We start from the raw sequence: 25,960 nt of genomic DNA on the forward strand, positions 1-25,960 counted from the left end.
TTTATTTCCCCCTTACAACTGTTCCGATATTTTCGCCTAACACGGCACGTTTAATATTCCCTTTTTCCATAACTGAGAATACAATTAATGGAATATCATTATCCATACATAGAGAAGAAGCTGTAGAATCCATTACACCTAAACCTTCTTTTAATACATCTAAGTAAGTAAGTGTTTCGTATTTCGTAGCTGTTGGGTCAATAGATGGATCTGCATTATATACGCCATCCACATTGTTTTTCGCCATTAAAATTACGTCAGCTTCAATTTCCGCTGCACGTAATGCTGCCGTTGTATCTGTAGAGAAGTATGGGTTACCAGTACCTGCTGCAAAGATAACAACACGTTTTTTCTCTAAGTGACGAACTGCTTTACGACGAATGTAAGGCTCTGCCACTTGACGCATTTCAATTGAAGTTTGTACGCGAGTTTGAATTCCGATGTTCTCCAAGCTATCTTGAAGAGCTAATGAATTCATAACTGTCGCTAACATGCCCATGTAATCCGCTCCTGCACGATCCATGCCCATCTCACTTCCAATTTTTCCACGCCAAATGTTACCGCCGCCAACAACAACAGCAACCTCTACATCTAGTTCTGCAATTTCTTTCACTTGTTCCGCAACTGACTTAATAACAGCTGGGTTGATTCCAAATCCTTGCTCGCCAGCTAAAGCTTCTCCACTCAGCTTTAAAACGACACGATTATATTTCGGTTTACTCATAATGAACCTCCAATTGCTTACATCTTTATTTTAAAAAAGGGAACACAATGTGTTCCCTAATCTGTATTAGTTACTACCTTTTACTTGGTTCATTACTTCTTCAGCAAAGTTGTCTTCGCGTTTTTCGATACCTTCACCAACAGCGTAGCGAACGAATCCTTTTAATGTTGCGCCTTTAGACTCAACGAATTGACGAACTTTCATATCAGGGTTTTTAACGAATGCTTGGTCAAGTAAGCAAATCTCTTCGAAGAATTTGCCTAGACGGCCTTCAACCATTTTTGCAACGATTTTTTCAGGCTTGCCTTCGTTTAATGCTTGTTGTGTTAATACTTGACGCTCATGCTCAACTTCTTCAGCTGTTACAGCATCACGATCGATGTATTTTGGGTTAACTGCAGCGATGTGCATTGCTACGTCTTTAGCAGCCGCTTCATCAGTAGAACCTTCAAGAACTGTTAGAACACCAATGCGTCCACCCATGTGTAGGTAAGCACCGAATGCATCTGCATCAGTTTTTGATACGATTTCGAAACGACGAAGTGTAAGCTTTTCACCAATTTTAGCGATTGCTTCGTTGATGTGCTCTTCAACTTTTTTACCGTTTTCCATTGTTTGAGCCATAGCTTCTTCAACGTTAGCAGGCTTCTTAGCTAATAAGTGAGCAGCTAATTCTTTAATTAATGTTTGGAAACCTTCGTTTTTCGCAACGAAATCAGTTTCAGAGTTTAATTCTAAGATTAAACCGTCGTTACCGTTTGTTTCGATGAAAGTTAAACCTTCAGCAGCGATGCGGTCTGCTTTTTTAGCAGCTTTCGCGATACCTTTTTCACGTAAGAAGTCAATTGCCTTCTCCATGTCGCCGTTAGTTTCTGTTAAAGCTTTTTTGCAGTCCATCATACCTGCGCCAGTTTTTTCACGTAATTCTTTTACCATTTGTGCAGTGATTGCCATACTTTTCATCCTCCTAAAATATGTATTTATACCTTTTATAAAGGTGTTTATACCTTAAAAAAGGTGATAAAAGGCCGAACCCCTTATCACCTTTCCAACTTTGTTACGCAGTAACAGTTTCTTCACCTTGTTTTGCTTCAAGGATCGCGTCTGCCATTTTAGATGTAAGAAGTTTTACAGCACGAATTGCATCATCGTTCGCTGGGATAACGTGATCGATTTCGTCTGGATCACAGTTTGTATCAACGATACCGATGATTGGAATGTGTAATTTGCGTGCTTCAGCAACTGCAATACGCTCTTTACGAGGGTCTACTACGAATAATGCACTTGGAAGACCTTTCATATCTTTAATACCGCCTAAGAATTTCTCAAGACGCTCTAACTCTTTTTTAAGTTGAACAACTTCTTTCTTAGGTAGTACTTCGAAAGTACCATCTTCTTGCATTCTTTCGATGTCTTTAAGACGCTTGATACGCTTTTGGATTGTTTGGAAGTTAGTTAAAGTTCCACCTAACCAACGTTGGTTAACGAAGTACATACCAGCACGAGTTGCTTCTTCTTTAATAGCTTCTTGTGCTTGTTTTTTAGTACCTACGAATAAGATGTCTCCGCCTTCAGCAGCGATGTCACGCATAACTTTGAAAGCTTCCTCAACTTTTTTCACAGTTTTTTGTAAGTCGATGATGTAGATACCGTTACGCTCTGTGAAAATGTAACGCTTCATTTTTGGGTTCCAACGACGAGTTTGATGTCCGAAATGAACACCAGCTTCAAGCAATTGCTTCATAGAAATTACTGACATAATATAGTTCCTCCTAAATGGTTTTTGATATCCTCCGTTTACTTCATCTCTAAGCGAAACTACAAACGTAGCACCAACACTTAAATCAGTAAACGTGTGTACTTTGTACTGACACCACTGCTTACTATATCATACTGAAATATTACAATCAAGTCGAAAATGCGAACAATGTAAAACTTTCTTTGTTCATACTCGAATTCTAGTATTACCAACCTACATTTCTTTTAAGCAAAAAAGTGAAATGCAATTCATGGCCTTTCAAAAAAATGCGATTATGACGCTATGTACGAACAACATCAATCTGTTATACAAAAAACTCTCCTCAAAAAATGAGAAGAGTTTTATAAATTAGTTTGTTTTTAATTTAGCAAGTTCATGTAAGAATTTGTCGTTTAGTACTTTAATGTATGTTCCTTTCATACCTAAAGAACGCGACTCAATTACACCAGCACTTTCTAATTTACGAAGTGCATTTACGATTACCGAACGAGTGATTCCTACGCGGTCAGCAATTTTACTTGCAACAAGTAAACCTTCTGTTCCGTTTAATTCTTCGAAGATATGCTCGATTGCTTCTAACTCACTGTAAGATAATGAGCTGATCGCCATTTGAACAACAGCTTTGCTACGTGCTTCTTCTTCAATTTCTTCTGCTTTTTCACGTAAAATTTCCATACCTACAACAGTTGAGCTGTACTCAGCAAGAATTAAATCATCATCTAAGAACTCTTGACCAAGACGAGCTAAAACTAATGTACCTAGACGCTCACCGCCACCAACGATCGGTACGATTGTAGTTAAGCCTTGACCAAATAATTCTTTATTTTCTACTGGGAATGCTGTGTAAGCACTGTTTACATCTAAGTTTGAAGATGTTTCTGTAATGTTGAATAAGCTTTGTGTATACTCTTCTGGGAATTGACGCTCTGCAAGCATTTGTTTCATACGCTCATTCTCGATTTGTTGGTGAATTGCATAACCTAGTAATTTACCACGACGGCTTACTACGAATACGTTCGCTTCGATTACTTCACACATTGTGTCAGACATTTCTCTAAAGTTTACAGGCTTTCCTGCTGCGCTCTGTAATAACGCATTTAATTTTCTTGTTTTTGCTAATAATTCCATTTCAAAAGTTCCTCCTACATGTTACTCACATATTTTTTCATCACTTGGAAACTAGGGCGAGTCACCTGATGACACTATTACAAAATAAACTGGCTCACATCTTTATTTTTAGCAATCGTTGCTAATTTTTCCTCAACGTATTGAGGCGTTATCGTTATTTTCTCTAACGTAATTTCAGATGCTTCAAACGATAAATCTTCAAGGAGCTTCTCCATAATCGTATGAAGTCTTCTTGCTCCAATATTATCTGTATCCTGATTAACTTGATAAGCAATCTCAGCAATCTTACGAATAGCTTCGTCTGAAAATTCAATTTCTATACCTTCAGTCGCTAATAAAGCAATATATTGTTTAATTAACGCATTATCAGGCTCGATTAATATTTTAACAAAATCATCCGTCGATAATTTTGTTAATTCTACTCGAATCGGAAATCTCCCTTGTAATTCCGGAATCAAATCTGACGGTTTAGACATATGAAACGCTCCAGCTGCAACGAATAAAATATAATCCGTTTTTACTGATCCGTATTTTGTCGCAACATTTGATCCTTCTACAATTGGTAAAATGTCACGTTGCACACCTTCACGTGATACATCTACACTATTCGACTGCTTACCAGCAATTTTGTCAATTTCATCGATAAAAATAATCCCGAGCTGTTCAGCACGATAAACAGCCTCTTGTGTAACTTCATCCATATCAATTAAGCGCTGTGCTTCCTCATTTGTCAAGACTTTTCTTGCTTCTTTTACAGAAAGTTTACGTTTTTTTGTTTTTTTCGGCATAAAACTTCCTAATGCATCTTGAAAATTCATCCCCATTTGTTCCATGCCAGTTCCTTGCAGCATATCGAACATGGAAGACTGTTGTTCAGTCACTTCAATCGATACAATTTCATCTTCAAGAAGTCCTGCAGCAAGCTTTCTTTCCACATCTTGACGTTTCTTTTCGATTTCAACATCTTCCTGTGAATCTGTTGTTTGGTTCGAATTTTGAGCGCCACCAAATAGCATTTCTAATGGGTTTTTAAATCCAGATTGCTTCTCCGGACTCGGCACTAAAATTTCAACAAGACGTTGGTTCGCTTGTTCTTCTGCTTTGTCTTGTACTTTTACTACCATTTCTTCTTTCACAATGCGAACTGACGTTTCCACAAGGTCACGTACCATCGATTCTACATCTCTACCTACATATCCAACTTCTGTAAATTTCGTAGCTTCAACCTTAATAAAAGGTGCTCCAACGAGTTTCGCCATTCGTCGTGCTACCTCTGTTTTACCAACACCTGTCGGTCCAATCATTAAAATATTTTTAGGTGCAATTTCATCACGTAGATTTTCAGCTAATTTACTTCGGCGGTATCGATTTCTTAAAGCTACAGCAACCGCTTTCTTCGCATCCTTTTGACCGATAATGTATTGATCTAATTTTTCCACAATTTGACGCGGAGTAAAATGTAAATGCATATAAAATGCCTCCCTTACGATTCTACAATTCTTCCACAATTATATTGTGGTTTGTATACACACAAATATCGCCTGCAATGTCTAAACTCGCTTTCGCAATTTGCTTCGCTGTTAAATGTTCACTTGCATATTGTTTTAAAGCACGACCTGCTGAAAGCGCATAATTTCCGCCAGATCCAATTGCTAAAATACCATCATCCGGTTCAATCACTTCTCCCGTACCTGAAACAAGGAGCATCGTTGTTTTATCCATGACAATGAGCATCGCTTCTAGCTGACGTAACATTTTGTCACCGCGCCATTGCTTCGCCATCTCAACAGCAGCACGCTGCAAGTTTCCATTATACTCTTCTAATTTCCCTTCAAACATTTCAAAAAGAGTAAATGCATCAGCAACTGAACCTGCAAAACCAGCTAAAACTTTCCCTTGAAAAAGTTTACGAACCTTACGAGCTGTATGTTTCATTACAACAGCATTTCCCATTGTCACCTGGCCATCTCCAGCCATTGCACATTCTCCATTATGATGAACTGCAAATATCGTTGTAGCGTGGAAATTTCCCATAGAAAAAACTCCTTTATATGTTTTTATAGCTTTAAAAGCAATTTATGCCCGTGGGTGATGCTTCATGTAGACAGAACGCAATCTTTCTTTAGAGACATGCGTATAAATTTGTGTCGTAGACAAATTTTCATGACCGAGTAGCTCCTGTACAGTACGTAAATCTGCCCCTTCATCTAACATATGTGTAGCAAATGTATGCCTTAACATATGAGGACTTATACGCATTGTCAGTGAAGCTTTCTTAATGAGTTCATTTAATACATAGCGTACTCCTCGACTTGTCAGCGGCGTGCCTTTCGCATTTAAAAATACCATATGAGATTGTTCTTCAGTTTTCTTGGCTAACTGTTTTCTCCCGTTCTCTATATAAGTAATTAAAGCATCTTGTGCATAGCTCCCGAACGGAATATACCTTTGTTTTTTTCCTTTTCCCATTACTAAAATTGTTCCCACCGCAAAGTCAATATCGGTAAGTTGTAAATTGACACATTCACTCACACGGATCCCGGTCGCATACATCAACTCTAATAAAGCTTGATTCCTTTGACCTAACGGGGTTTCCGTATCAGAAACTTCAAATAATTCCTCTAATTCTTCAGCATATAAAAACTTTGGGATTGACAATTCTTTTTTGGGGAGTGACGCAAGTGCAAACGGATTATCCTTCCGATAACCTTCACGCATCAAAAAACGATATAAACTTCGTAAGCTTGATACTTTTCTTGCGACAGATTTACGGGCTAACTTTTCATCGTGCAACGTCGTTAAGTACAAACGAACATCCGCGTATGTAATATCTAAAAAAGAGGATATGCCTTCTCGCTCCATAAATTGCACAAAATGTTCTAAATCATTTTGATAACTTGCAATTGTATATTTTGAATAATTTCTTTCAATTTGTAAATATCCAACGAATAATTGTAACAATTTCTTCACATTCACACAATTCACCTCAATAAAGGCTACTAAATCGTATCACAACTTAGTAGCCTTTGCAAGAAATTTGACTAAATATTTACAAAATTTCGAATCGTTTCTAAAGCGCGTGCTGCATAGGCTTCATTACGTTCTGCTTTTTTCTTAATTTTCTTCTCTAACGGTGCAAACAGACCGAAGTTTGCATTCATTGGCTGGAAGTTTTTCGCGTTTGTCGCAGTAATATAATTCGCCATACTTCCCATTGCAGTTACAGGTGGCAATACAACCGGCTCTTCACCTTTTACAAGTCGAGCAGCGTTGATACCTGCTAGCAATCCTGAAGCCGCCGATTCAACATACCCCTCTACTCCAGTCATTTGACCAGCGAAGAATAAATCATCACGTTGTTTATATTGGTATGTTGGACGAAGTAAGTTAGGTGAATTAATAAACGTATTACGATGCATTACACCATAACGTACAATCTCTGCGTTTTCCAGTCCCGGAATCAACTGTAACACTTCTTTTTGCGGTCCCCATTTTAAATGCGTTTGGAAACCTACGATATTGTATAACGTCCCCGCTGCATCATCTTGACGTAACTGAACAACAGCATATGGCGTTTTCCCTGTTTTTGGATCTTCTAATCCAACAGGTTTCATCGGTCCAAATACTAGTGTTTGTCTTCCTCTACTTGCCATAACTTCTACCGGCATACAACCTTCAAAGAAAATTTCTTTTTCAAATTCTTTTAAAGGTACTGTTTCAGCAGCGATTAAAGCCTCGTAAAAACGGTCAAATTCCTCTTCCGTCATTGGACAGTTTAAATATGCCGCTTCACCTTTATCGTAACGAGATTTTAAATACACTTTATTCATATCAATGCTGTCTTTCTCAACAATCGGTGCTGCTGCATCATAGAAATAAAAGTAGTCTTCACCCGTTAATTCTTTTAATTGCGCAGAAAGATCAGGCGACGTAAGTGGACCTGTCGCAATAACAGTAGGACCTTCTGGAATTTCAGTGATTTCTTCATTCACCACAGTTACGTTCGGATGATTTTTCACATATTCCGTTACTTTTGCTGCAAATTCATGACGATCTACCGCTAAAGCCCCTCCTGCTGGTACAGAACACTCATCAGCTGCACGAATAATAACAGAATCCATTAAACGCATTTCTTCTTTAATAACACCAACAGCATTTGTTAATGTGTTTGCGCGAAGCGAGTTACTACATACTAATTCTGCAAATTTATCTGTGTGATGAGCTGGCGTTTGCCTTACCGGTCTCATTTCGTATAATCTTACTTGGACACCACGTTTTGCAATTTGGTAAGCTGCTTCACTTCCTGCAAGACCTGCGCCAATGACGTTTACTACTTGTGTTGTCATATATTTATCACCTTTCCTTTTCTTCCCGAAAAAAATGTGAGCAGTTACGCTCACATTTGTTGTTCTTCTTCATAATCACACGAAATACATTGTACTTGTACGCCTTTTTTCAACTTCTTCTCTACTAGCATACCTTCACACTTCGGACATTTACGGCCAATCGGCTTATCCCAAGATACAAAGTCACACTCTGGATACGTACCGCACCCATAGAAAAGACGTTTCTTTTTATTACTACGACGTTCAATAATTTGACCTTTATCACATTTCGGACAAGTAACACCGATTTCTTTCACAATCGGTTTTGTATTACGACAATCTGGGAAATTCGAGCAAGCCATAAATTTCCCATATTTACCCATTTTAAAGACCATTGGGTGATTACATAATTCACAATCTTCCCCAGCTGGTTCATCTTTAATTTCCACTTCACGCATTTCTTTTTCCGCTTTTTCTAAACGCGGTTCAAATCCTACGTAGAAATCATCAACAATTTTTACCCAATTCGCATTTCCTTCTTCTACTTCATCGAGGCTTTGCTCCATGTTAGCAGTAAATTCAATGTTAATAATTTCCGGGAAAAACTCTAAAATAAGTTCAATTACTATTTCACCTAGTTCAGTTGGAACGAAGCGTTTATTATCCAAACCTACATATCCACGTTTTTGAATCGTTTCAAGTGTCGGTACGTAAGTCGACGGTCTTCCAATTCCAAGCTCTTCAAGTGTTCTTACTAAACGAGCCTCTGTATAGCGCGGCGGAGGTTGTGTAAAGTGTTGCTTCGGTTCTAAATCCTTCGAAAATACGGTTTCCCCTACTTCTAAAGGTGGCAACATCTTATCCTTTTCTTCAGCCCCATCATCTTTCGACTCTACATACACTTTCATAAATCCTGGGAACTTTACAACCGATCCACTTGAACGGAACTGAACATTATTATTAATGAGTCTCGCTGTCACAGTATCCATTATAGCAGACGCCATTTGACTTGCAACAAATCGCTCCCAAATCAATTTATACAATCGAAGTTGGTCACGACTTAAGAAACTCTTTAGTTCCTCTGGCTTTCTCATTACCGAAGTAGGACGAATTGCCTCATGCGCATCTTGTGCGTTCGACTTCTTCGTTTCTTTCTTCTTTTCTGTTCCTATGTATTCCGTACCAAACGCCTCAGTAATGTACGTACGTGCCTCTGTTTGAGCTGTTTCTGAGATACGTGTTGAATCAGTTCTCATATACGTAATAAGACCTACAGTTCCTTGTTTTCCAAGATCAATTCCTTCATACAATTGCTGCGCAAGCATCATCGTTTTCTTTGCTCGCATGTTTAACTTACGCGCCGCCTCTTGTTGCAAGGAAGATGTTGTAAATGGTAATGCTGGATTACGTTTTCGCTCTTTTCTCGTTACATTTTCAACTGAGAACGCATTATCTTTCAGCCGTTCAATTATTTCATTCACTTGTGTTTCATTCGTTAATTGAACTTTTTCACCATCTACACCGTAAAAGCTTGCTTCAAATGTGTCTTTCCCTTTCACAAATTCTGTCTTAATTGTCCAGAATTCTTCAGGCTCGAAACTTTGTATTTCTCTTTCACGTTCGATAATTAAACGAACTGCTACAGATTGTACGCGTCCTGCACTTAATCCTTTTTTTACTTTCTTCCATAATAAAGGACTAATATTGTAACCAACAAGACGATCTAGTATACGTCTTGCTTGTTGTGCATCTACTAAATTCATGTTAATCGCGCGAGGATGTTTGAATGATTCTTTTATTGCATCTTTTGTAATCTCATTAAACACAACTCGGCAATCTGATTCAACGTCCACATTTAACGTATTGGCTAAATGCCAAGCAATAGCTTCCCCTTCGCGGTCTGGATCGGCCGCGAGATAGACTTTCTTTGCTTTTTTTGCTGCTGATTTTAAGTCTTTTAAGACGGGACCTTTACCACGAATGGTAATATACTTCGGGGTGAAGTTGTTCTTTACTTCTATCCCCATTTGGCTTTTAGGTAAATCGCGAACGTGTCCCATAGACGCGACAACTTTGTATTTTTTCCCTAAATATTTCTCAATGGTCTTCGCCTTAGAAGGCGACTCCACGATTACGAGGTAATCTGACATGCTAGTGCCTCCTTAAGAGGTGGATTCAAGTCTTCATTAATCTTATTGATTTCTCTTGTTTTTGTCAATCAAGAATGAATATACCATACAGTGCCTATCTACCATTTGTCAATAATTGTTTAATAAAAACATAAAAATATAAGGTTAATTTAAAATCTCTTCCAGTATATCTTCTGCATTTCTTACTAGTTTCGCTCCTTGTTGAATGAGATGATTTGTTCCTGATGCACTATCTATAAATATAGGTCCAGGCAGTGCAAATACCTCTCTATTTTGCTCTAGAGCAAGGTCTGCGGTAATAAGTGTTCCACTTCTTGATTTCGCTTCTACAACTAAAACACCTTTACTTATGCCACTAATAATTCGATTCCTTTTTGGAAAATACCATTTTTTCGGTGCATAGTGCGGAGGATACTCTGTTAATAACAATATATATTCATTCCACACTTCATATAAATATCGATTCTCTCTTGGATATATATACGATAATCCATGTCCTAGTATCGCAATTGTTGGGCAATGCCGTCTTACTGTAATTTCATGAGACATCGCATCTATCCCTCTTGCAAATCCACTGACAATAAGCCATTCTTTTTCTAATAATGGATGTAAAATAAATTTCAAACTTTCATATCCATATAAAGTCGGCTCTCTCGTTCCAACAACCGCTAATTTATTCACTTTATCGAGAAAATCTTTTTCTCCTTTTCCATATAATACAAAGGGAGGATCTTGTATTTCACGTAATAATTTTGGATAATCTTCATCCCATATTGTCATATAAAAGAATCGATTTTTCTCTAAATAAGATATATATTGTGGGAGATTTGAACTTTGAAGAAAATTTACTAATTCTGAAGATTTTTTCGAGGATATTCCAGTGTAACATTCAATTTGTTTTGCATTAAAATTGTATATTTCCTTCAATTCTGGATCGACATGTAATAGCCTCTCTATCGCCTTCCAATGGTCTGCTAACAAGTAATGAAGATGTAATAATCGTTCTCTTTTCATCCCAATTCTCCTTACCCATAATTTTTATTATGTTAACAAGAAGTTTGTAAAAAGACACCTTCAAGCAAGAAGGTGTCTTTCAACAGATTAGTAGTTTTTACAAGTCTCAAATAGACCTTTTTCTTTTAAGACAGAGATTAGCGTTTCACCCATAACTGCTGGAGTTTCCGCTACTTTAATACCACAAGCTTCCATCGTTTTAATCTTTTCTGCAGCAGTTCCTTTACCGCCAGAAATGATTGCACCAGCATGACCCATACGTTTGCCAGCAGGCGCTGTTTGGCCGCCAATGAAGCCTACAACCGGTTTTGTCATATTAGCTTTCACCCATTCAGCTGCCTCTTCTTCCGCTGTACCACCGATTTCACCAATCATAATTACAGCATGTGTTTCTTCATCTTCATTAAATGCTTTTAACGCATCAATAAAGTCTGTACCGTTAACAGGGTCTCCGCCGATACCTACAGCCGTAGATTGACCAATACCTTCTTGTGTTAACTGATGTACAGCCTCATACGTTAATGTACCAGAGCGAGATACGATACCTACATGACCTTTTTTATGAATGTACCCTGGCATAATACCAATTTTACATTCATCAGGTGTGATAACACCTGGGCAGTTCGGTCCAAGTAAACGTGTATGTTTACCAGCCATATATCTCTTTACATTTACCATATCTAATACAGGAATTCCTTCAGTAATACATACTACTAAATCAATTTCTGCATCAACTGCTTCCATAATTGCATCAGCCGCAAAAGCGGGTGGAACGTATACAACTGAAGCGTTTGCGCCTGTTGCTTTCACTGCATCTTCTACAGTATCAAATACTGGTACACCTTCAATATCAGTGCCACCTTTACCTGGCGTTACACCACCGACAATTTTCGTACCGTATTCTATCATTTGCTTTGTGTGGAATAACCCTTGAGAACCTGTAATACCTTGAACAATAACTTTTGTATCTTTATTAACTAATACGCTCATTTTTCTCCCCCGCTTTCTATTAGCCCACTAGTGAAACAATTTTTTGTGCACCGTCTGCCATAGATTCTGCTGCAACAATATTTAAGCCAGACTCATTTAAAATTTTCTTACCTAACTCTACGTTTGTACCTTCAAGACGTACAACTAAAGGCAATTCAAGACCTACTTGTTTCGTTGCTTCAATAACACCTTCTGCAATAACATCACACTTCATAATGCCACCAAAAATGTTAACGAAGATACCTTTTACATTTTTGTCAGAAAGGATAATTTTGAATGCTTCTGTAACCTTTTCAGCTGTCGCACCGCCACCAACATCTAAAAAGTTAGCTGGATCGCCATGGTAATGTTTAATGATATCCATCGTAGCCATCGCTAAACCTGCACCATTAACCATACAACCGATATTTCCATCTAAAGGAATGTAGTTTAAGTCATATTTAGAAGCTTCGATTTCTTTTGCATCTTCTTCATCAAGGTCACGAAGTTCTAAAATATCCTTATGGCGATATAAAGCATTAGAATCAAAGTTTAATTTCGCATCTAATGCCATAACTTTACCATCACCTGTTGTAACAAGTGGGTTAATCTCTGCGATAGAGCAATCTTTTTCGATAAAAGCACGGTATAAGCCCATCATAAACTTCACAGCTTGTCCTACAAGCTCTTTTGGAATATTGATGTTAAATGCAATTCGGCGTGCTTGGAAGCCTTGTAAGCCTACTGCTGGATCAATATATTCTTTAAAGATTTTTTCAGGTGTTTTTTCTGCTACTTCTTCAATTTCTGTTCCGCCTTCTTCAGAAGCCATTAAAACAACTTGAGAAGTTGCACGGTCTAAAACAAGACCTACATAATATTCTTTTTTAATATCGCAACCTTCTTCGATAAGTAAGCGTTTTACTTCCTTACCTTCAGGACCTGTTTGATGTGTCACAAGTGTAGTTCCTAAAATGCTCTCTGCATATGTACGAACTTCATCTAAATTTTTTGCAACTTTTACTCCGCCAGCTTTGCCGCGTCCACCAGCGTGAATTTGTGCTTTCACTACACATACATCCGTTCCTAATTCTTTCGCCGCTTCTACAGCTTCTTCTACTGTAAATGCAACCTTCCCGTTCGGAACGCTAACCCCATAGCTTCTAAGGACTGCCTTACCTTGGTACTCATGGATATTCATGGTCCCATCCTCCCCTGTTTTCCTGTTTTACTCGAAAAGTTTTTTAATGTTTAAAAAACATTACATTGCCATTGTATAAGATGATTGGCACGCTGTCTACAATAAAGTGTCAGAAAACTGAAATCGCTTTATTCTTTTTGGAAAATAGTAATGTTTATATGTCAAAATACAAAATAAGCTGCGTTTTCGCAGCTTATTTTTGAATCATATCTTTAATTGGCGCAAACGATTTTCGATGTTCTTCTAATATGCCATGCGCTTCAATCGCTTCTAAATGTTGTTTTGTGCCATATCCCATATGTTGTTCAAATCCATATGCAGGATACTTTTCTCCAAGCTCTTTCATCATACGATCTCTCGTTACTTTCGCAATAATGGATGCAGCTGAAATAGAAATACTTTTTGCATCACCTTTAATAATAGATGTTTGCGGAATTGGTGTAGGGAGTTTCATCGCATCAATTAATAAATATTGTGGTGTACAAGATAAATTCGCAACAGCATCTAACATCGCTTGTTTCGTCGCTTGATAAATATTTATTTCATCAATAACTTGCGGTGATACAATTCCAACTCCAATTGCAATTGCTTGCGCTTTAATTTCATCATAAAAACGCTCACGTTTCGCTTCACTCAACTTTTTCGAGTCATTTAACCCTGGAATATAAAAATCCTTAGGAAGAACGACAGCTGCCGTCACAACAGGCCCAGCTAACGGTCCACGACCTACTTCATCTATACCTGCGATATATGTGAGACCTTTTTCACGTAATGCATTTTCATATTTAGACATTTCTAGAAATTTTTCTTTTTCCTTTTGTGCTAACTCTTTTTGTTTATACCACTTCGAAATGAGCTTTTGTACCCCTTTCCGCTCATCTTTCATTAATATCTGAAAGCGGTCGTCCTCTTCACTCATAATTTCTTGTAGTAAATGTTCCGCCTCTTGAATCGTCACTTTTTGCATTCATGCCACTCCCTTTATATACAAAAAAGAAAAGACGTACAAACGCACGTCTTATACTTCTTCTACTTTTTCTGCATCTTCTGTCTGCTCTGCAAACTCTTCTGGTGTTTCAAACGTCATTTTTCCAAGTTTGCCACCACGAAGCTCACGAAGTACAAGTTCAGATGTTTTATCATAATCAATCATTCCGCCGCCCATTAAACAGCCTCTATTTTTTCCAATCGCATCAAATAACTCCACGATATCTTCTGGAATGTCATTTAAATTATAGCGCTCTTTTAATCGCTCTGGGTAATGTTTCTCCATAAAACGTAGCGCATAAACAGCTACGTCTTGTAGATTTAAAATAGAATCTTTAATTGCACCAGTCGTAGCTAGACGTAATCCAACTAATTGGTCCTCAAATTTAGGCCATAGTATACCTGGTGTATCAAGTAATTCCATTTCCTTCCCAACTTTAATCCATTGCTGAGCTGTTGTCACACCAGGACGATCTCCTGTTTTAGCAATATTTTTCTTCGCTAACTTATTAATCAACGTAGATTTACCAACATTCGGTATCCCCACAATTAATGCACGAATCGCTCTCGGTCTAATACCTTTTGCAACCATTTTATCAAATTTCTCTTTCACTAACACTTTACAAGCCGCTGCAATTTCCTTCATACCTTGTCCAGCCTGTGCGTTAATTGAAATTGCCATATGGCCTTTTTCTTTAAAATATGCGATCCATTGCTTTGTTAAACGATCATCTGCCATATCCGCTTTATTTAAAACAACAAGCCTCGGTTTATGTGTAATAATCTCATCGATCATCGGATTTCGAGAAGATAAGGGTAATCGAGCATCTACAAGCTCAATTACAACATCAATTAACTTTAATTTTTCTGTTACTTGGCGTCTAGCCTTTGCCATATGTCCCGGGAACCATTGAATTACCATGTTGCCACCTTCTTTTTCTTTTATTTCACAATACGAGCATCTTTTAACGGCCAATATAGTATATTTGCCTTTCCAATCACTTGGTCCATTGAAATTGTACCAATCGAACGGCTATCTTTACTAAAACGACGATTATCGCCTAAAACAAATAATTGACCTTCTGGAACAGTTTTCTTTCCTGTCATTTCTTCAAGAGTGAAATCATATGTAAGCGGTCCGTCAGCAATTTGTTTTTTCTGCTTGTCTAAATACGGCTCCTCATAAGCCTTTCCGTTAACATATAGTTTATCATTACGATACTCTATTTCATCGCCTGGCAGGCCGATAATACGCTTAATATAATCTTTATCTTCCGTTGCTCGGAATACAATAATATCAAATCGTTTCGGATCTCCTATGTGATAACCAATTTTATTAACAATCATTCGATCGCGATCATGTAATGTAGACGCCATCGATACTCCATCTACGAGAATTGGCGCAAAGAAAAACTGTCTAATAACACCTGCTAATACAACAGCTATCAAAATTGCCTTGATCCATTCCCAAAGTGAACTCTTTTCTTTCTTCATGCTTTTCCCCTCCACGATTATGTAAGCTGATCGTATTATATCAAAATTTTATATAGATTGGAAAAAGGGAGCTTGTGCATTTACAAGCTCCCATACATGTCTTATCGAATTTCTTTAATACGTGCTTTTTTACCGCGAAGGTTACGTAAGTAGTATAACTTAGCACGACGTACTTTACCACGGCGAAGTACTTCGATTTTCGCGATTCTTGGCGTGTGAACTGGGAATGTACGCTCTACACCTACACCGTAAGAAATCTTACGAACTGTGAATGTTTCACTGATTCCGCCACCACGACGTTTAATTACAACACCTTCGAAAAGCTGAATTCTTTCACGAGTTCCCTCAACTACTTTTACGTGTACACGTAAAGTGTCTCCAGGACGGAATGAAGGAAGGTCAGTTTTTAATTGGCCTTTTGTAATTTCTGCGATTAATTGTTGCATATTAAATTCTCTCCTTTAAACAGATGCTCTTATAAAGTCTAAATAAATTACAGCGGAACATCGTTAATACGGCTACTGATTTCAGCAGCACAAGTGTTATAATAGCATATTGCTAAGGCTGTTGCAATAGAAAATATATCAAGCACTTATTTGCCTTCTTTAATCTGTTCTAGCCACTTCTTTTCTTGCTTAGACAATTCTCGTTCTTCTAGTAAATCCGGTCTACGCGTGTACGTACGACGCAACGATTCTTTATGTCGCCATTCATCAATATTTTTATGATTTCCCGACATTAATACATCTGGCACTTTCATACCACGAAAATCAGCTGGACGTGTATAATGAGGATGCTCTAATAAACCTGTACTAAACGAATCCTCGACTTGTGAAGCATGATTTCCTAGTACTCCTGGAAGGAGACGTACGACACTATCAGTTATAACCATAGAGGCTAACTCTCCACCCGTTAATACATAGTCACCGATAGAAATCTCATCTGTTACGAGATGTTCACGAATTCGTTCGTCATATCCTTCATAATGCCCACATACAAAGATTAAATGTTCTTCCTCTGCAAGCTCTTCCGCTTTCTTCTGAGTAAACCTTTCACCTTGCGGACACATTAAGACAACTCGCGGCTTCCGCTCTGTCTCTTTCGTTAAATCTTCTACAGCATCAAAAATAGGCTGAGGAGTTAACACCATCCCAGCGCCGCCACCATACGGATAATCATCCACACTATTATGCTTACTCGTTGTATAATCGCGGAAATTGACAACACGAAGCTCTACCGCTTCTTTTTCTTGTGCTTTCTTTAAAATTGAAGATCCAAACACACCTGTAAACATATCTGGAAACAAAGTTAAAATGTCAATTTTCATTATAGTAGCCCTTCCATTACATGAATGGTTACTAATTTATTCTCAATGTTAACTTGAAGCACAACATCATCAATATAAGGAATTAACAAATCTTGACCTTTTGGACGTTTAATTACCCAAACATCATTTGCACCAGGAGATAGAACTTCTTTTATTGTCCCTAGCGCTTCTCCTTCTTCCGTTACAACGTTGCAACCAATAATTTCATGATAGTAGTATTCACCTTCAGCTAGTTCGCCTAATTGATCTTCAGGCACTTTTAAAAGAGAACCTTTAAACTGTTCTACTTCATTTACATTCCCATATCCTTCAAATGTCAATAAATCAAATGTTTTATGTTGACGATGAGAAGTAATCTTTACTGGGAAAGGCTCTCCACCTTTTTCATTCGATATGTATAACGTATTCCCTACTTTATATCGCTCTTCTGGAAAATCCGTACGAGAAACCACACGAATTTCTCCTTTTACGCCATGAGTATTTACAATTTTTCCTACGTTAAACCATTTTGTCATAAACAGTATGTCACCCCTGGTTTCTATATAAATTAAGCATCCCCATTTCACATATGGAACATGCAACTTCTCTTTAAATGTTAAAAAAGGGAGAGGAATAACTCCTCGCCCTTTTTACGTTTATTGAATTTCCAGTGTTACTTTTTCACTATTGTGATGTCCCACTGAATACAAGAGCATTCGAATTGCTTTCGCAACTTTCCCTTGTTTTCCAATGACTTTTCCAACATCCTCAGGATGTACAGTTAATCGATACTTTATCTCTCCGTTGTAAAGTTCCTGTGTAACTTTTACATCTTCAGGATAATCGACAAGAGGCTTGACAATCGTCTCGACTAACTTCTTCATAGTCATTGCCTCAATTACTTACCTTGTTTAGATAAGTGGAATTTCTCCATGATACCTTGGTTAGAGAATAAGTTACGAACTGTATCAGATGGTTTAGCACCATTTCCTAACCATTTTAATGCTGCTTCTTCGTTGATCTTAACTTCAGCTGGTTGAGCAACCGGATTGTAAGTACCGATTTCCTCAATGAAACGTCCGTCACGAGGAGAACGAGAATCTGCAACAACTACACGATAGAAAGGAGTTTTTTTAGCTCCCATACGTTTTAAACGAATTTTAACTGCCATTTATAAAGCACCTCCGAATTTATTTCACACAGATAATTATATTAGCAAAAAGACTATTGCTTTGTAAAGTATTTTTTCTTAACAGAGCCATCTTTTTTCCTTACATGAATGGAAACTTCAATCCACCTAGTCCTTTTTTCTTACCTTTTTGCATTCCAGTCATCGTTTTCATCATTTTTTTCATATCATCAAATTGCTTGATTAAACGATTGATTTCTTGTACCGTTGTACCGCTACCTTTGGCAATGCGTTTTTTGCGACTAGCATTGATTATTTCCGGTTGTTCTCGCTCTAATTTAGTCATAGAACGAATAATTGCCTCAATATGCCCAATTTGTTTTTCATCAACTTGTGCATTTTTCAGCCCTTTAATTTTATTTGCACCAGGAAGCATTCCTAACAATTCATCAAGCGGTCCAAGTTGACGCACTTGTCCAAGTTGTTCTAGGAAATCGTCAAGTGTAAACGAAAGCGTACGCATTTTTTGCTCAAGTTCTTTTGCTTTCTCTTCATCAACTGTAGCTTGCGCTTTTTCAATTAATGTTAAGACGTCTCCCATCCCTAAAATACGGGATGCCATACGTTCTGGATGGAACGCTTCAAGTGCATCTAGTTTTTCACCCATACCAGCAAATTTAATTGGCGTATTTGTAACAGCTTTAATAGACAATGCCGCACCACCGCGCGTATCACCATCCAGCTTCGTTAATACAACCCCTGTTAAACCTAGCTGTTCATGGAAACTTTGTGCAACATTAACCGCGTCTTGTCCTGTCATCGCATCGACAACAAGGAAAATTTCATCCGGTTTCGCAACTTCTTTCACTTTCGCTAATTCATCCATTAGTTCTTCATCAATATGCAGGCGACCTGCTGTATCAATTAAAACATAATCATGATGATCTTCTTTCGCTTTTGCAATCGCTTGTTTCGCAATTTCAACAGGACTTACTTGATCTCCTAAAGAGAATACAGGCATGTCCAATTGCTTCCCTAATGTTTCAAGCTGTTTAATCGCTGCAGGACGGTAAATATCCGCCGCAACAAGCATTGGTTTACGATTATGCTTTTTACGAAGCAAATTCGCAAGCTTACCTGTCGTCGTTGTTTTACCTGCACCTTGCAGACCAACCATCATAATAACAGTCGGTGGCTTATTAGCAACAGCAATTTTGCTTTGCTCTCCGCCCATAAGTTCTGTAAGTTCTTCCTGTACAACCTTAATTACTTGTTGTCCAGGTGTCAAACTTTTCATTACATCTTGTCCGACAGCACGTTCAGATACACGCTTTACAAAATCTTTTACTACTTTAAAGTTAACGTCCGCTTCTAAAAGAGCTAGACGAACTTCTCTCATCATTTCTTTCACATCGGCTTCAGAAACTTTTCCTTTGCCGCGGATTTTTTGCATCGTCTGTTGAAGTCGGTCGGCTAATCCTTCAAATGCCATATTGCCGCCCTCCTAATCTAATTTTTCGATAGCTTCAACAACTTGTTTCATTTCTTCATTCACATGCTCTTCTTCGCTGATTAGCTGTTTTAGCTTTGCAACAAGTCGCTGTCGCTCTTGAAACTTTTGAAGTAATACTAATTTTTCTTCATATTCTTCAAGCATCGCTTCAGTCCGTTTAATGTTATCATACACGGCTTGGCGACTTACATCAAATTCTTCCGCAATTTCACCAAGAGATAAATCATCTAGATAATAAAGCGACATATAACTTCTTTGTTTTTGCGTTAACAACGATTGATAAAAATCAAATAAATAGTTCATTCTCGTTGTTTTTTCGAGCATGTTGGATCATCCTTTGTTAAGTGATTTCCCTTTACATGAATTAGTTTACATGGAGTACAAAAGAGTGTCAAGTTTTTTTCTTAACATCTCATATTTTTATAGAAAAAGAAGCGGAAAATACCGCTTCTTTCACTTATACTTCTTCTGTTTCTACTAAGTTCGCAAATAAACCATATACATATTGTTCTGGATCGAACTGTTGCAGATCATCCATTTGCTCTCCTAATCCAACGAATTTCACCGGTACATCCATTTCGTTACGAATTGCTAATACAATACCACCTTTAGCAGTTCCATCTAACTTCGTTAAAACAATACCAGTCACATTCGTTGCTTCACGGAATGTTTTCGCTTGACTTAAACCGTTTTGTCCTGTTGTTGCATCAATAACAAGTAATACTTCATGAGGAGCTCCTGGTACTTCACGCTCAATTACACGCTTTACCTTCTCTAACTCTTTCATTAAGTTTACTTTATTTTGTAAACGTCCTGCTGTATCACATAGTAATACATCTACTTTACGTGCTTTTGCAGCTTGTACAGCGTCATACATAACCGCTGCTGGATCAGACCCTGATCCTTGTTTAATCACTTCTACCCCAACGCGATCGCCCCATACTTCTAATTGTTCAATCGCTCCAGCACGGAATGTATCTCCTGCTGCTAATAAAACAGACTTACCTTCTGATTTAAACTTATGAGCCATCTTACCAATTGTTGTCGTTTTACCTACACCATTCACACCAACAAATAAAACAACTGTCAAGCCATCCTTTTGCTCATTAATTTCATTAGTAAAATCACTGTCACCTTTATAAATCTCTATTAATTTTTCCGAAATAACAGCTTGTACTTCTTTTGGATCTTGAATATTACGACGTTGCACTTCTTCTTTCAGCTGGTCGATTAATTCCATCACTGTCGAAACGCCTACATCTGCACCGATTAAAATTTCTTCTAATTCTTCGAAGAAATCTTCATCTACTTTACGGTAACGAAAGACTAAATCATTTACTTTATCTGCAAACGAATTTCTCGTTTTTTCTAATCCTTGTTTAAACTTCTCTGTTACCGTATCTGTTTGTTTTGAAATTTTTTCTTTTAGTTTTTTAAAAAAGCTCATACTGTCCCATCCTTTCTATTTGCTTGCAACTAGTTCTTCTCCATCATCTAAACGAACCGAAACAAGTTTAGATACCCCTGACTCTTGCATTGTTACACCGTACAATACGTCAGACTCTTCCATTGTACCTTTTCTATGTGTAATTACAATAAACTGTGTCTCATCACTAAATTTCTTTAAATACTGAGCAAAACGGGCAACGTTTGCCTCATCAAGAGCAGCCTCTACCTCATCTAATACACAGAATGGGACTGGGCGTACTTTTAAAATACCAAATAGCAGCGCAATTGCCGTTAAAGCACGCTCTCCACCTGAAAGTAAACCTAAGTTTTGCAGTTTCTTCCCTGGCGGTTGCGCTACGATATCAATACCCGTATTTAATAAGTCCTCTGGATTCGTCATAACTAAATCCGCTCTACCGCCTCCAAATAATTCAGAGAACACCGATTGAAACTCCATTCGAATTCCTTCAAACGTAGTAGAAAAGCGTTTTTTCATTTCTTCATCCATTTCAGTAATAAGTTGGTGCAATGTCGTTTTTGCTTCTTCTAGATCATCTTTTTGCTCTAGTAAGAATGTATGACGCTCTGCCACACGCTCATACTCATCAATTGCTCCTAAGTTTACTGTACCTAGCTCTTCGATGGAGAGTTTAATTAGTTTCACCTTTTTACGTGCATCCTCAGCAGGCATCACCATTGTATACTTCAGTTTTGCCGCTTCAAATGAAATCGTATATGTTTCACGTAAATGTTGTAATCTATTTTCTAACTCTACATCAAGTCGGTTTATTTTTACCTCTTGATCTTTCAACATCTCAAGAATGTATTTATGTTTACCTGTTGTTTCTTTCAGGTTACGCTCTAACTGTTCTACTCTCTCTTGTAACGATACACGTTGTTCACGACGAGAGCGAATTAACTCTGAAGTTTGATTACGATCATATGCTTTCTTCTCAATCATATTCGTAATTTGTTCTTCACCACTTGAATTCGATGTCATTTCTTGTTTTAAGAATGCTAAATCCTCTTTCGTTTTGACAAGCGTTGCATCGGTTTCTTCTTTTTCCTTCGTCAATCGTTCTACTTTTTCTTTTTGATTAGATAAGCGTTGTTGCTTTTCAGCTGCTAACACTTTTAACTCAGTCATTTCTTTTTGAACTTTTTCTTTCGAAGAATGTTGCTCACTTTTTTGTTTTGTTAAAGCTGTGATTTTGCTGTCTAATTCCGTAATCTCTGCCTGAAGAGTCGCTAAAATCTTTTCTAACTCTTCTTTACGGCCTTGCATTTTCACTTGGTCTTGCAAGAACCCTTCAATCTCTAAATCGTAAATAGATAACCGATCATTAATACGATGTTCTTCTAATTCTAAGCGACTAATTTCTTCTCTTAATTTCTGTTCATCTACACGCTCTGCTTCTACACTTTGCCTTAGTTCGCGTATTTGCACTTCTTTTTCTTGAATCTCTTGTTTTACTGCTTTAACAAAGTTTTCTAACTTCGTTGTTTTTTCTTCCATATCAGTTAACTTACTCGTCCACTCTTCTAGTTCACGTTGACGTCCTAATAAAGATGATTTCGCCTGTTTTACCGCTCCACCCGTCATAGAACCGCCAGGGTTTACTACATCACCTTCGATTGTTACAATGCGATAACGGTATTGCAATTGTTTCGCCAACTCATTCGCTCCGCGTAAATCTTTTGCAACAATAACAGTACCTAATAAATTTGAAACTACATTTTCATATTTATTGTTATATTGCACGAGTTCTGCTGCCACACCTACAAACGATGGGTGCTGATTTACAATACGTAATTGCTCAAATGATAACGATCTACCTTTAATAACAGCTTGCGGTAAAAACGTTGCTCGTCCATGTTTATTTTGTTTTAAAAACGCAATTGCATTACGAGCATGTTCTTCTTTTTGTACAACTATATGCTGCATCGCTGCACCTAGAGCAATTTCCATTGCAATTTCATATTCTTTCGGTACCGTTAGCAGTTCTGCAACAGCACCCTCAATACCTTGCAACCTATTTTCTCTAGCTTTCAATACTTCACGTACCCCTTGATAGAAACCAGAGTAGTCCTCTTGCATCTCTTCTAGCATTTCTTTTCGAGAACGTGCCTGTTGTACAAATTGATATGCTTGATACAGTTTTGTTTCGTTTTCACTATACTGCGCCTTGCATTTCCCAAGTGCCGCTTCTGTCTTTTGTATATTCGAAAGGATTCCAGCTACTTTTTCTTTTACTTGTTCATAACTTTCCACAAGTTTTGTCTTTTTCGCTGTAATTTCCATACGCATTTCTACATATTTCGCATTTTCTTCATCAAGGCGTTCATTTTTTGAGTTTTGTTGTTTAGATTGTTCTTCAATCATAGATAACTCATTACGATGACTAGCTTGTTGATTTAAAAGTTCAATATAGTCACCTTTTAAATTCTCAATTTGCTCTTCTAAATTGTCAGCAAACGTTGCAAGTAATTGCTCATTATCATGCAATTTCGTCTCCAACTCTTTTACATGATTTACAAATTGCATCAATACTTCTGTACTCGATTCAATTTCACCATCATAACTTGTAGCTTTCTCTGTTAATTCAACAATTAACTGTTCGAGTTGTGCACAATGCGTCGTTGCATTTTGCTTTCTCTCTTTTAATAGCTCACGCTGTCCTTCTAACTTTTCTAGTTCTTTACTAGAAAGCAAAAGTACTTCTTGCAGGGAATCTACAGACTCATCTACTGCTTGTAATTGGCCTCGTAATTCCTCTAGCTCTTCTTCACCTTTTTGTAAATGCGTTGACATTTTCGCTTCTTCGTTTTTATTATGCCCAAACTGATTTCGAAGCGCTTCCCATTTCTCATGTAATTCTTCAATTTCATGTACAATAAGCGCCGCTTCTACTTTCTCTAATTCTTCTTTTTTCTCGAGATAATCCTTTGCAATAGAAGCTTGTCTTTCTAAAGGTTCTACTTGACTACTTAATTCGTGAATTATATCTTGTACACGATTTAAGTTTTCTTGTGTGTCTGCTAATTTACCTTCAGCTTTCTTTTTACGAAGTTTGTATTTCAGCACTCCCGCCGCTTCTTCAAATACACCACGACGTTCTTCTGATTTACTACTTAAAATTTCTTCAACTTTCCCCTGGCTAATAATCGAAAAAGCTTCTCTTCCCATACCAGAGTCCATAAATAAATCGATAATATCTTTCAACCTGCATGATTGTTTATTAATATAAAAATCACTATCACCAGAACGAGATACACGACGCGTTACACACACCTCATTATATTCAATCGGTAAACGTTGATCTTCATTATTTAAAGTTAATGTTACTTCAGCAACATTAACCGCTCTTCTCGTATCACTACCTGCAAAAATAATATCTTCCATCTTTGCACCACGTAATGATTTTGCCGATTGTTCACCAAGTACCCAACGAATGGCATCAGTAATATTACTTTTCCCGCTTCCATTAGGTCCTACTACAGACGTTACACCTGGGACAAAATCGACAGATACACGCTCAGCAAAAGACTTAAATCCTGCTATTTCTAATCTTTTTAAAAACACGAAAGGCCTTCCTCCTATTCTCCATTGCTATAAATGTTGTTTATACAAAAACAAACGATTATACGGATTTCATTTCCTTACATTTATAAACGAAAGGAAAGTTTCATTCTATGCACAAGGAATCCCCCTCATTCAAAGGGGGATTCCTTATAGTTGTTCTTTTAACTTTTTCAACGCTTCTGCAGCAGCTTGTTGCTCTGCTTCTTTTTTCGACTTGCCACTACCAAGACCTAAGGCCACGTTATTTAACGTAACACGTGACACAAATTCCCGATTGTGAGCCGGTCCTTTTTCTTGCAAAATTTGATACTCAATATTGCCACTACCATCACGCTGAATCAACTCTTGTAATTGACTCTTATAATCCATCACATGAGAAAAAGCACCTTCATTAATTTTAGGGTATACAATTTCTTTTAAGAAGCCCCATACTGTTTCTAACCCTTGATCAAGATAAAGGGCACCAATAAACGCTTCAAAGACATCCGCTAATAAAGCTGGTCGTTCACGTCCGCCTGTCATTTCCTCACCTTTTCCTAATAAAACTAGGCTACCAAATGACAACTCGTTTGCAAAACGAACAAGAGATGGTTCACATACAATAGCTGCACGTAGTTTTGTTAACTCTCCTTCGCTCATTGTCGGATATTTTTGAAACAGATACTGCGATACAGTAAGTTCCAATACTGCATCTCCAAGAAATTCGAGACGCTCATTGTCTTCATGCGGTTTTTTTCGATGCTCATTCACATACGATGAATGCGTAAATGCTTGAATCAATAATTTTTCATCTGTAAACGTAATACCTATTTTTTCTTGAAATACTTTAAACGCTTCACGATATTTTGTTTCGTATTTTTTTTCTCTATATTTACGGTACGGCATAGGTCCCTCCAGATATAAGCCGAGAAGCCCCGCTAAAAAACGGGACTTCATTCAAGCATTATAGATGACTCTCTATGTAAGTCACAGCATCGCCAACAGTAGCAATCTTTTCAGCATCTTCATCAGAAATTTCCATTTCGAATTCGTCTTCTAATTGCATTACAAGTTCTACTACATCTAGGGAGTCTGCTCCTAAATCTTCCTTGAAGCTTGCAGCTGGTACTACTTCTGTTTCTTCTACTCCTAAACGATCAACGATAATTTTTGTTACACGCTCTAAAACATCTGCCATTCCATTCACCTCCCCTCAAATATTATATTAAATATTGTCCAAAAAAACTAGC

Annotated in this window: 26 protein-coding genes; all 26 read right to left on the reverse strand. The window is 37.6% G+C overall.

Annotated elements, in window-relative coordinates; all coding sequences use genetic code 11:
* Position 1: 1 nt before the first annotated feature.
* Entirely contained in the window at positions 2–724 is a 723-nt protein-coding gene (pyrH, locus tag NST14_RS19040; protein WP_000042663.1) for a UMP kinase, read from the reverse strand.
* Between the two features lie 66 nt (positions 725–790).
* Positions 791–1,678 (reverse strand): translation elongation factor Ts, encoded by an 888-nt coding sequence (tsf, locus tag NST14_RS19045; RefSeq protein WP_001018580.1) that lies wholly within the window; start codon positions 1,676–1,678, stop codon positions 791–793.
* A gap of 103 nt (positions 1,679–1,781) precedes the next feature.
* Positions 1,782–2,483, reverse strand: coding sequence for a 30S ribosomal protein S2 (rpsB, locus tag NST14_RS19050; protein WP_000111483.1), 702 nt, complete (start codon positions 2,481–2,483; stop codon positions 1,782–1,784).
* 348 nt (positions 2,484–2,831) lie between these two features.
* Positions 2,832–3,611, reverse strand: coding sequence for a GTP-sensing pleiotropic transcriptional regulator CodY (gene codY, locus NST14_RS19055; protein WP_000421288.1), 780 nt, complete (start codon positions 3,609–3,611; stop codon positions 2,832–2,834).
* A 77-nt stretch (positions 3,612–3,688) separates the two neighbouring features.
* Positions 3,689–5,080 (reverse strand): ATP-dependent protease ATPase subunit HslU, encoded by a 1,392-nt coding sequence (hslU, locus tag NST14_RS19060; protein WP_000550081.1) that lies wholly within the window; start codon positions 5,078–5,080, stop codon positions 3,689–3,691.
* A gap of 22 nt (positions 5,081–5,102) precedes the next feature.
* Entirely contained in the window at positions 5,103–5,645 is a 543-nt protein-coding gene (hslV, locus tag NST14_RS19065; RefSeq protein WP_000526271.1) for an ATP-dependent protease proteolytic subunit HslV, read from the reverse strand.
* A gap of 42 nt (positions 5,646–5,687) precedes the next feature.
* On the reverse strand, positions 5,688–6,587 hold the full coding sequence (gene xerC, locus NST14_RS19070) for a tyrosine recombinase XerC (protein WP_001101228.1): 900 nt from the start codon (positions 6,585–6,587) through the stop codon (positions 5,688–5,690).
* 65 nt (positions 6,588–6,652) lie between these two features.
* Positions 6,653–7,957, reverse strand: a complete 1,305-nt coding sequence (trmFO, locus tag NST14_RS19075) for an FADH(2)-oxidizing methylenetetrahydrofolate--tRNA-(uracil(54)-C(5))-methyltransferase TrmFO (protein ID WP_001998091.1) — start codon at positions 7,955–7,957, stop codon at positions 6,653–6,655.
* Between the two features lie 50 nt (positions 7,958–8,007).
* Positions 8,008–10,086 carry a type I DNA topoisomerase gene (gene topA / locus NST14_RS19080; protein WP_001286973.1) on the reverse strand — a complete coding sequence of 693 codons (2,079 nt, stop codon included), beginning with the start codon at positions 10,084–10,086 and terminating at the stop codon, positions 8,008–8,010.
* 144 nt (positions 10,087–10,230) lie between these two features.
* Entirely contained in the window at positions 10,231–11,100 is an 870-nt protein-coding gene (gene dprA / locus NST14_RS19085; RefSeq protein WP_000818026.1) for a DNA-processing protein DprA, read from the reverse strand.
* Positions 11,101–11,187: 87 nt separating this feature from the next.
* Positions 11,188–12,090: a succinate--CoA ligase subunit alpha gene (gene sucD, locus NST14_RS19090; protein WP_000115178.1), complete on the reverse strand. Its 903-nt coding sequence runs from the start codon at positions 12,088–12,090 to the stop codon at positions 11,188–11,190.
* 19 nt (positions 12,091–12,109) lie between these two features.
* Complete coding sequence (gene sucC / locus NST14_RS19095) at positions 12,110–13,270, reverse strand: ADP-forming succinate--CoA ligase subunit beta (protein ID WP_001020785.1); 1,161 nt, start codon at positions 13,268–13,270, stop codon at positions 12,110–12,112.
* Between the two features lie 193 nt (positions 13,271–13,463).
* Entirely contained in the window at positions 13,464–14,237 is a 774-nt protein-coding gene (rnhB, locus tag NST14_RS19100; protein ID WP_001174725.1) for a ribonuclease HII, read from the reverse strand.
* 51 nt (positions 14,238–14,288) lie between these two features.
* Positions 14,289–15,179, reverse strand: a complete 891-nt coding sequence (gene ylqF / locus NST14_RS19105; protein WP_000236700.1) for a ribosome biogenesis GTPase YlqF — start codon at positions 15,177–15,179, stop codon at positions 14,289–14,291.
* Positions 15,180–15,199: 20 nt separating this feature from the next.
* Entirely contained in the window at positions 15,200–15,751 is a 552-nt protein-coding gene (lepB, locus tag NST14_RS19110; protein ID WP_000711857.1) for a signal peptidase I, read from the reverse strand.
* A gap of 101 nt (positions 15,752–15,852) precedes the next feature.
* On the reverse strand, positions 15,853–16,197 hold the full coding sequence (rplS, locus tag NST14_RS19115) for a 50S ribosomal protein L19 (RefSeq protein ID WP_001186516.1): 345 nt from the start codon (positions 16,195–16,197) through the stop codon (positions 15,853–15,855).
* Positions 16,198–16,343: 146 nt separating this feature from the next.
* Positions 16,344–17,078, reverse strand: a complete 735-nt coding sequence (gene trmD / locus NST14_RS19120) for a tRNA (guanosine(37)-N1)-methyltransferase TrmD (protein WP_000686892.1) — start codon at positions 17,076–17,078, stop codon at positions 16,344–16,346.
* Positions 17,078–17,593, reverse strand: coding sequence for a ribosome maturation factor RimM (gene rimM, locus NST14_RS19125; protein ID WP_000170268.1), 516 nt, complete (start codon positions 17,591–17,593; stop codon positions 17,078–17,080). Before rimM ends, trmD begins: the two co-directional genes overlap by 1 nt.
* A gap of 120 nt (positions 17,594–17,713) precedes the next feature.
* Positions 17,714–17,941: a KH domain-containing protein gene (locus NST14_RS19130; protein ID WP_000737403.1), complete on the reverse strand. Its 228-nt coding sequence runs from the start codon at positions 17,939–17,941 to the stop codon at positions 17,714–17,716.
* 14 nt (positions 17,942–17,955) lie between these two features.
* Complete coding sequence (rpsP, locus tag NST14_RS19135; protein WP_000268750.1) at positions 17,956–18,228, reverse strand: 30S ribosomal protein S16; 273 nt, start codon at positions 18,226–18,228, stop codon at positions 17,956–17,958.
* 100 nt (positions 18,229–18,328) lie between these two features.
* The gene (ffh, locus tag NST14_RS19140) at positions 18,329–19,678 is read right to left on the reverse strand and encodes a signal recognition particle protein (protein WP_000863461.1); all 1,350 of its coding nucleotides are present in this window, start codon (positions 19,676–19,678) and stop codon (positions 18,329–18,331) included.
* Positions 19,679–19,690: 12 nt separating this feature from the next.
* The gene (locus NST14_RS19145) at positions 19,691–20,023 is read right to left on the reverse strand and encodes a putative DNA-binding protein (RefSeq protein WP_000891062.1); all 333 of its coding nucleotides are present in this window, start codon (positions 20,021–20,023) and stop codon (positions 19,691–19,693) included.
* Between the two features lie 133 nt (positions 20,024–20,156).
* Positions 20,157–21,146 carry a signal recognition particle-docking protein FtsY gene (gene ftsY, locus NST14_RS19150; RefSeq protein WP_000007646.1) on the reverse strand — a complete coding sequence of 330 codons (990 nt, stop codon included), beginning with the start codon at positions 21,144–21,146 and terminating at the stop codon, positions 20,157–20,159.
* Between the two features lie 15 nt (positions 21,147–21,161).
* Positions 21,162–24,731, reverse strand: a complete 3,570-nt coding sequence (smc, locus tag NST14_RS19155; RefSeq protein ID WP_000479000.1) for a chromosome segregation protein SMC — start codon at positions 24,729–24,731, stop codon at positions 21,162–21,164.
* 147 nt (positions 24,732–24,878) lie between these two features.
* Positions 24,879–25,616 carry a ribonuclease III gene (gene rncS, locus NST14_RS19160; protein ID WP_001146876.1) on the reverse strand — a complete coding sequence of 246 codons (738 nt, stop codon included), beginning with the start codon at positions 25,614–25,616 and terminating at the stop codon, positions 24,879–24,881.
* Positions 25,617–25,674: 58 nt separating this feature from the next.
* Positions 25,675–25,908 carry an acyl carrier protein gene (gene acpP / locus NST14_RS19165; protein ID WP_000786062.1) on the reverse strand — a complete coding sequence of 78 codons (234 nt, stop codon included), beginning with the start codon at positions 25,906–25,908 and terminating at the stop codon, positions 25,675–25,677.
* Positions 25,909–25,960: the final 52 nt, after the last annotated feature.

The organism is Bacillus sp. FSL W8-0519, from assembly GCF_038005585.1.
Classification (GTDB): Bacteria; Bacillota; Bacilli; order Bacillales; family Bacillaceae_G; genus Bacillus_A; species Bacillus_A paranthracis.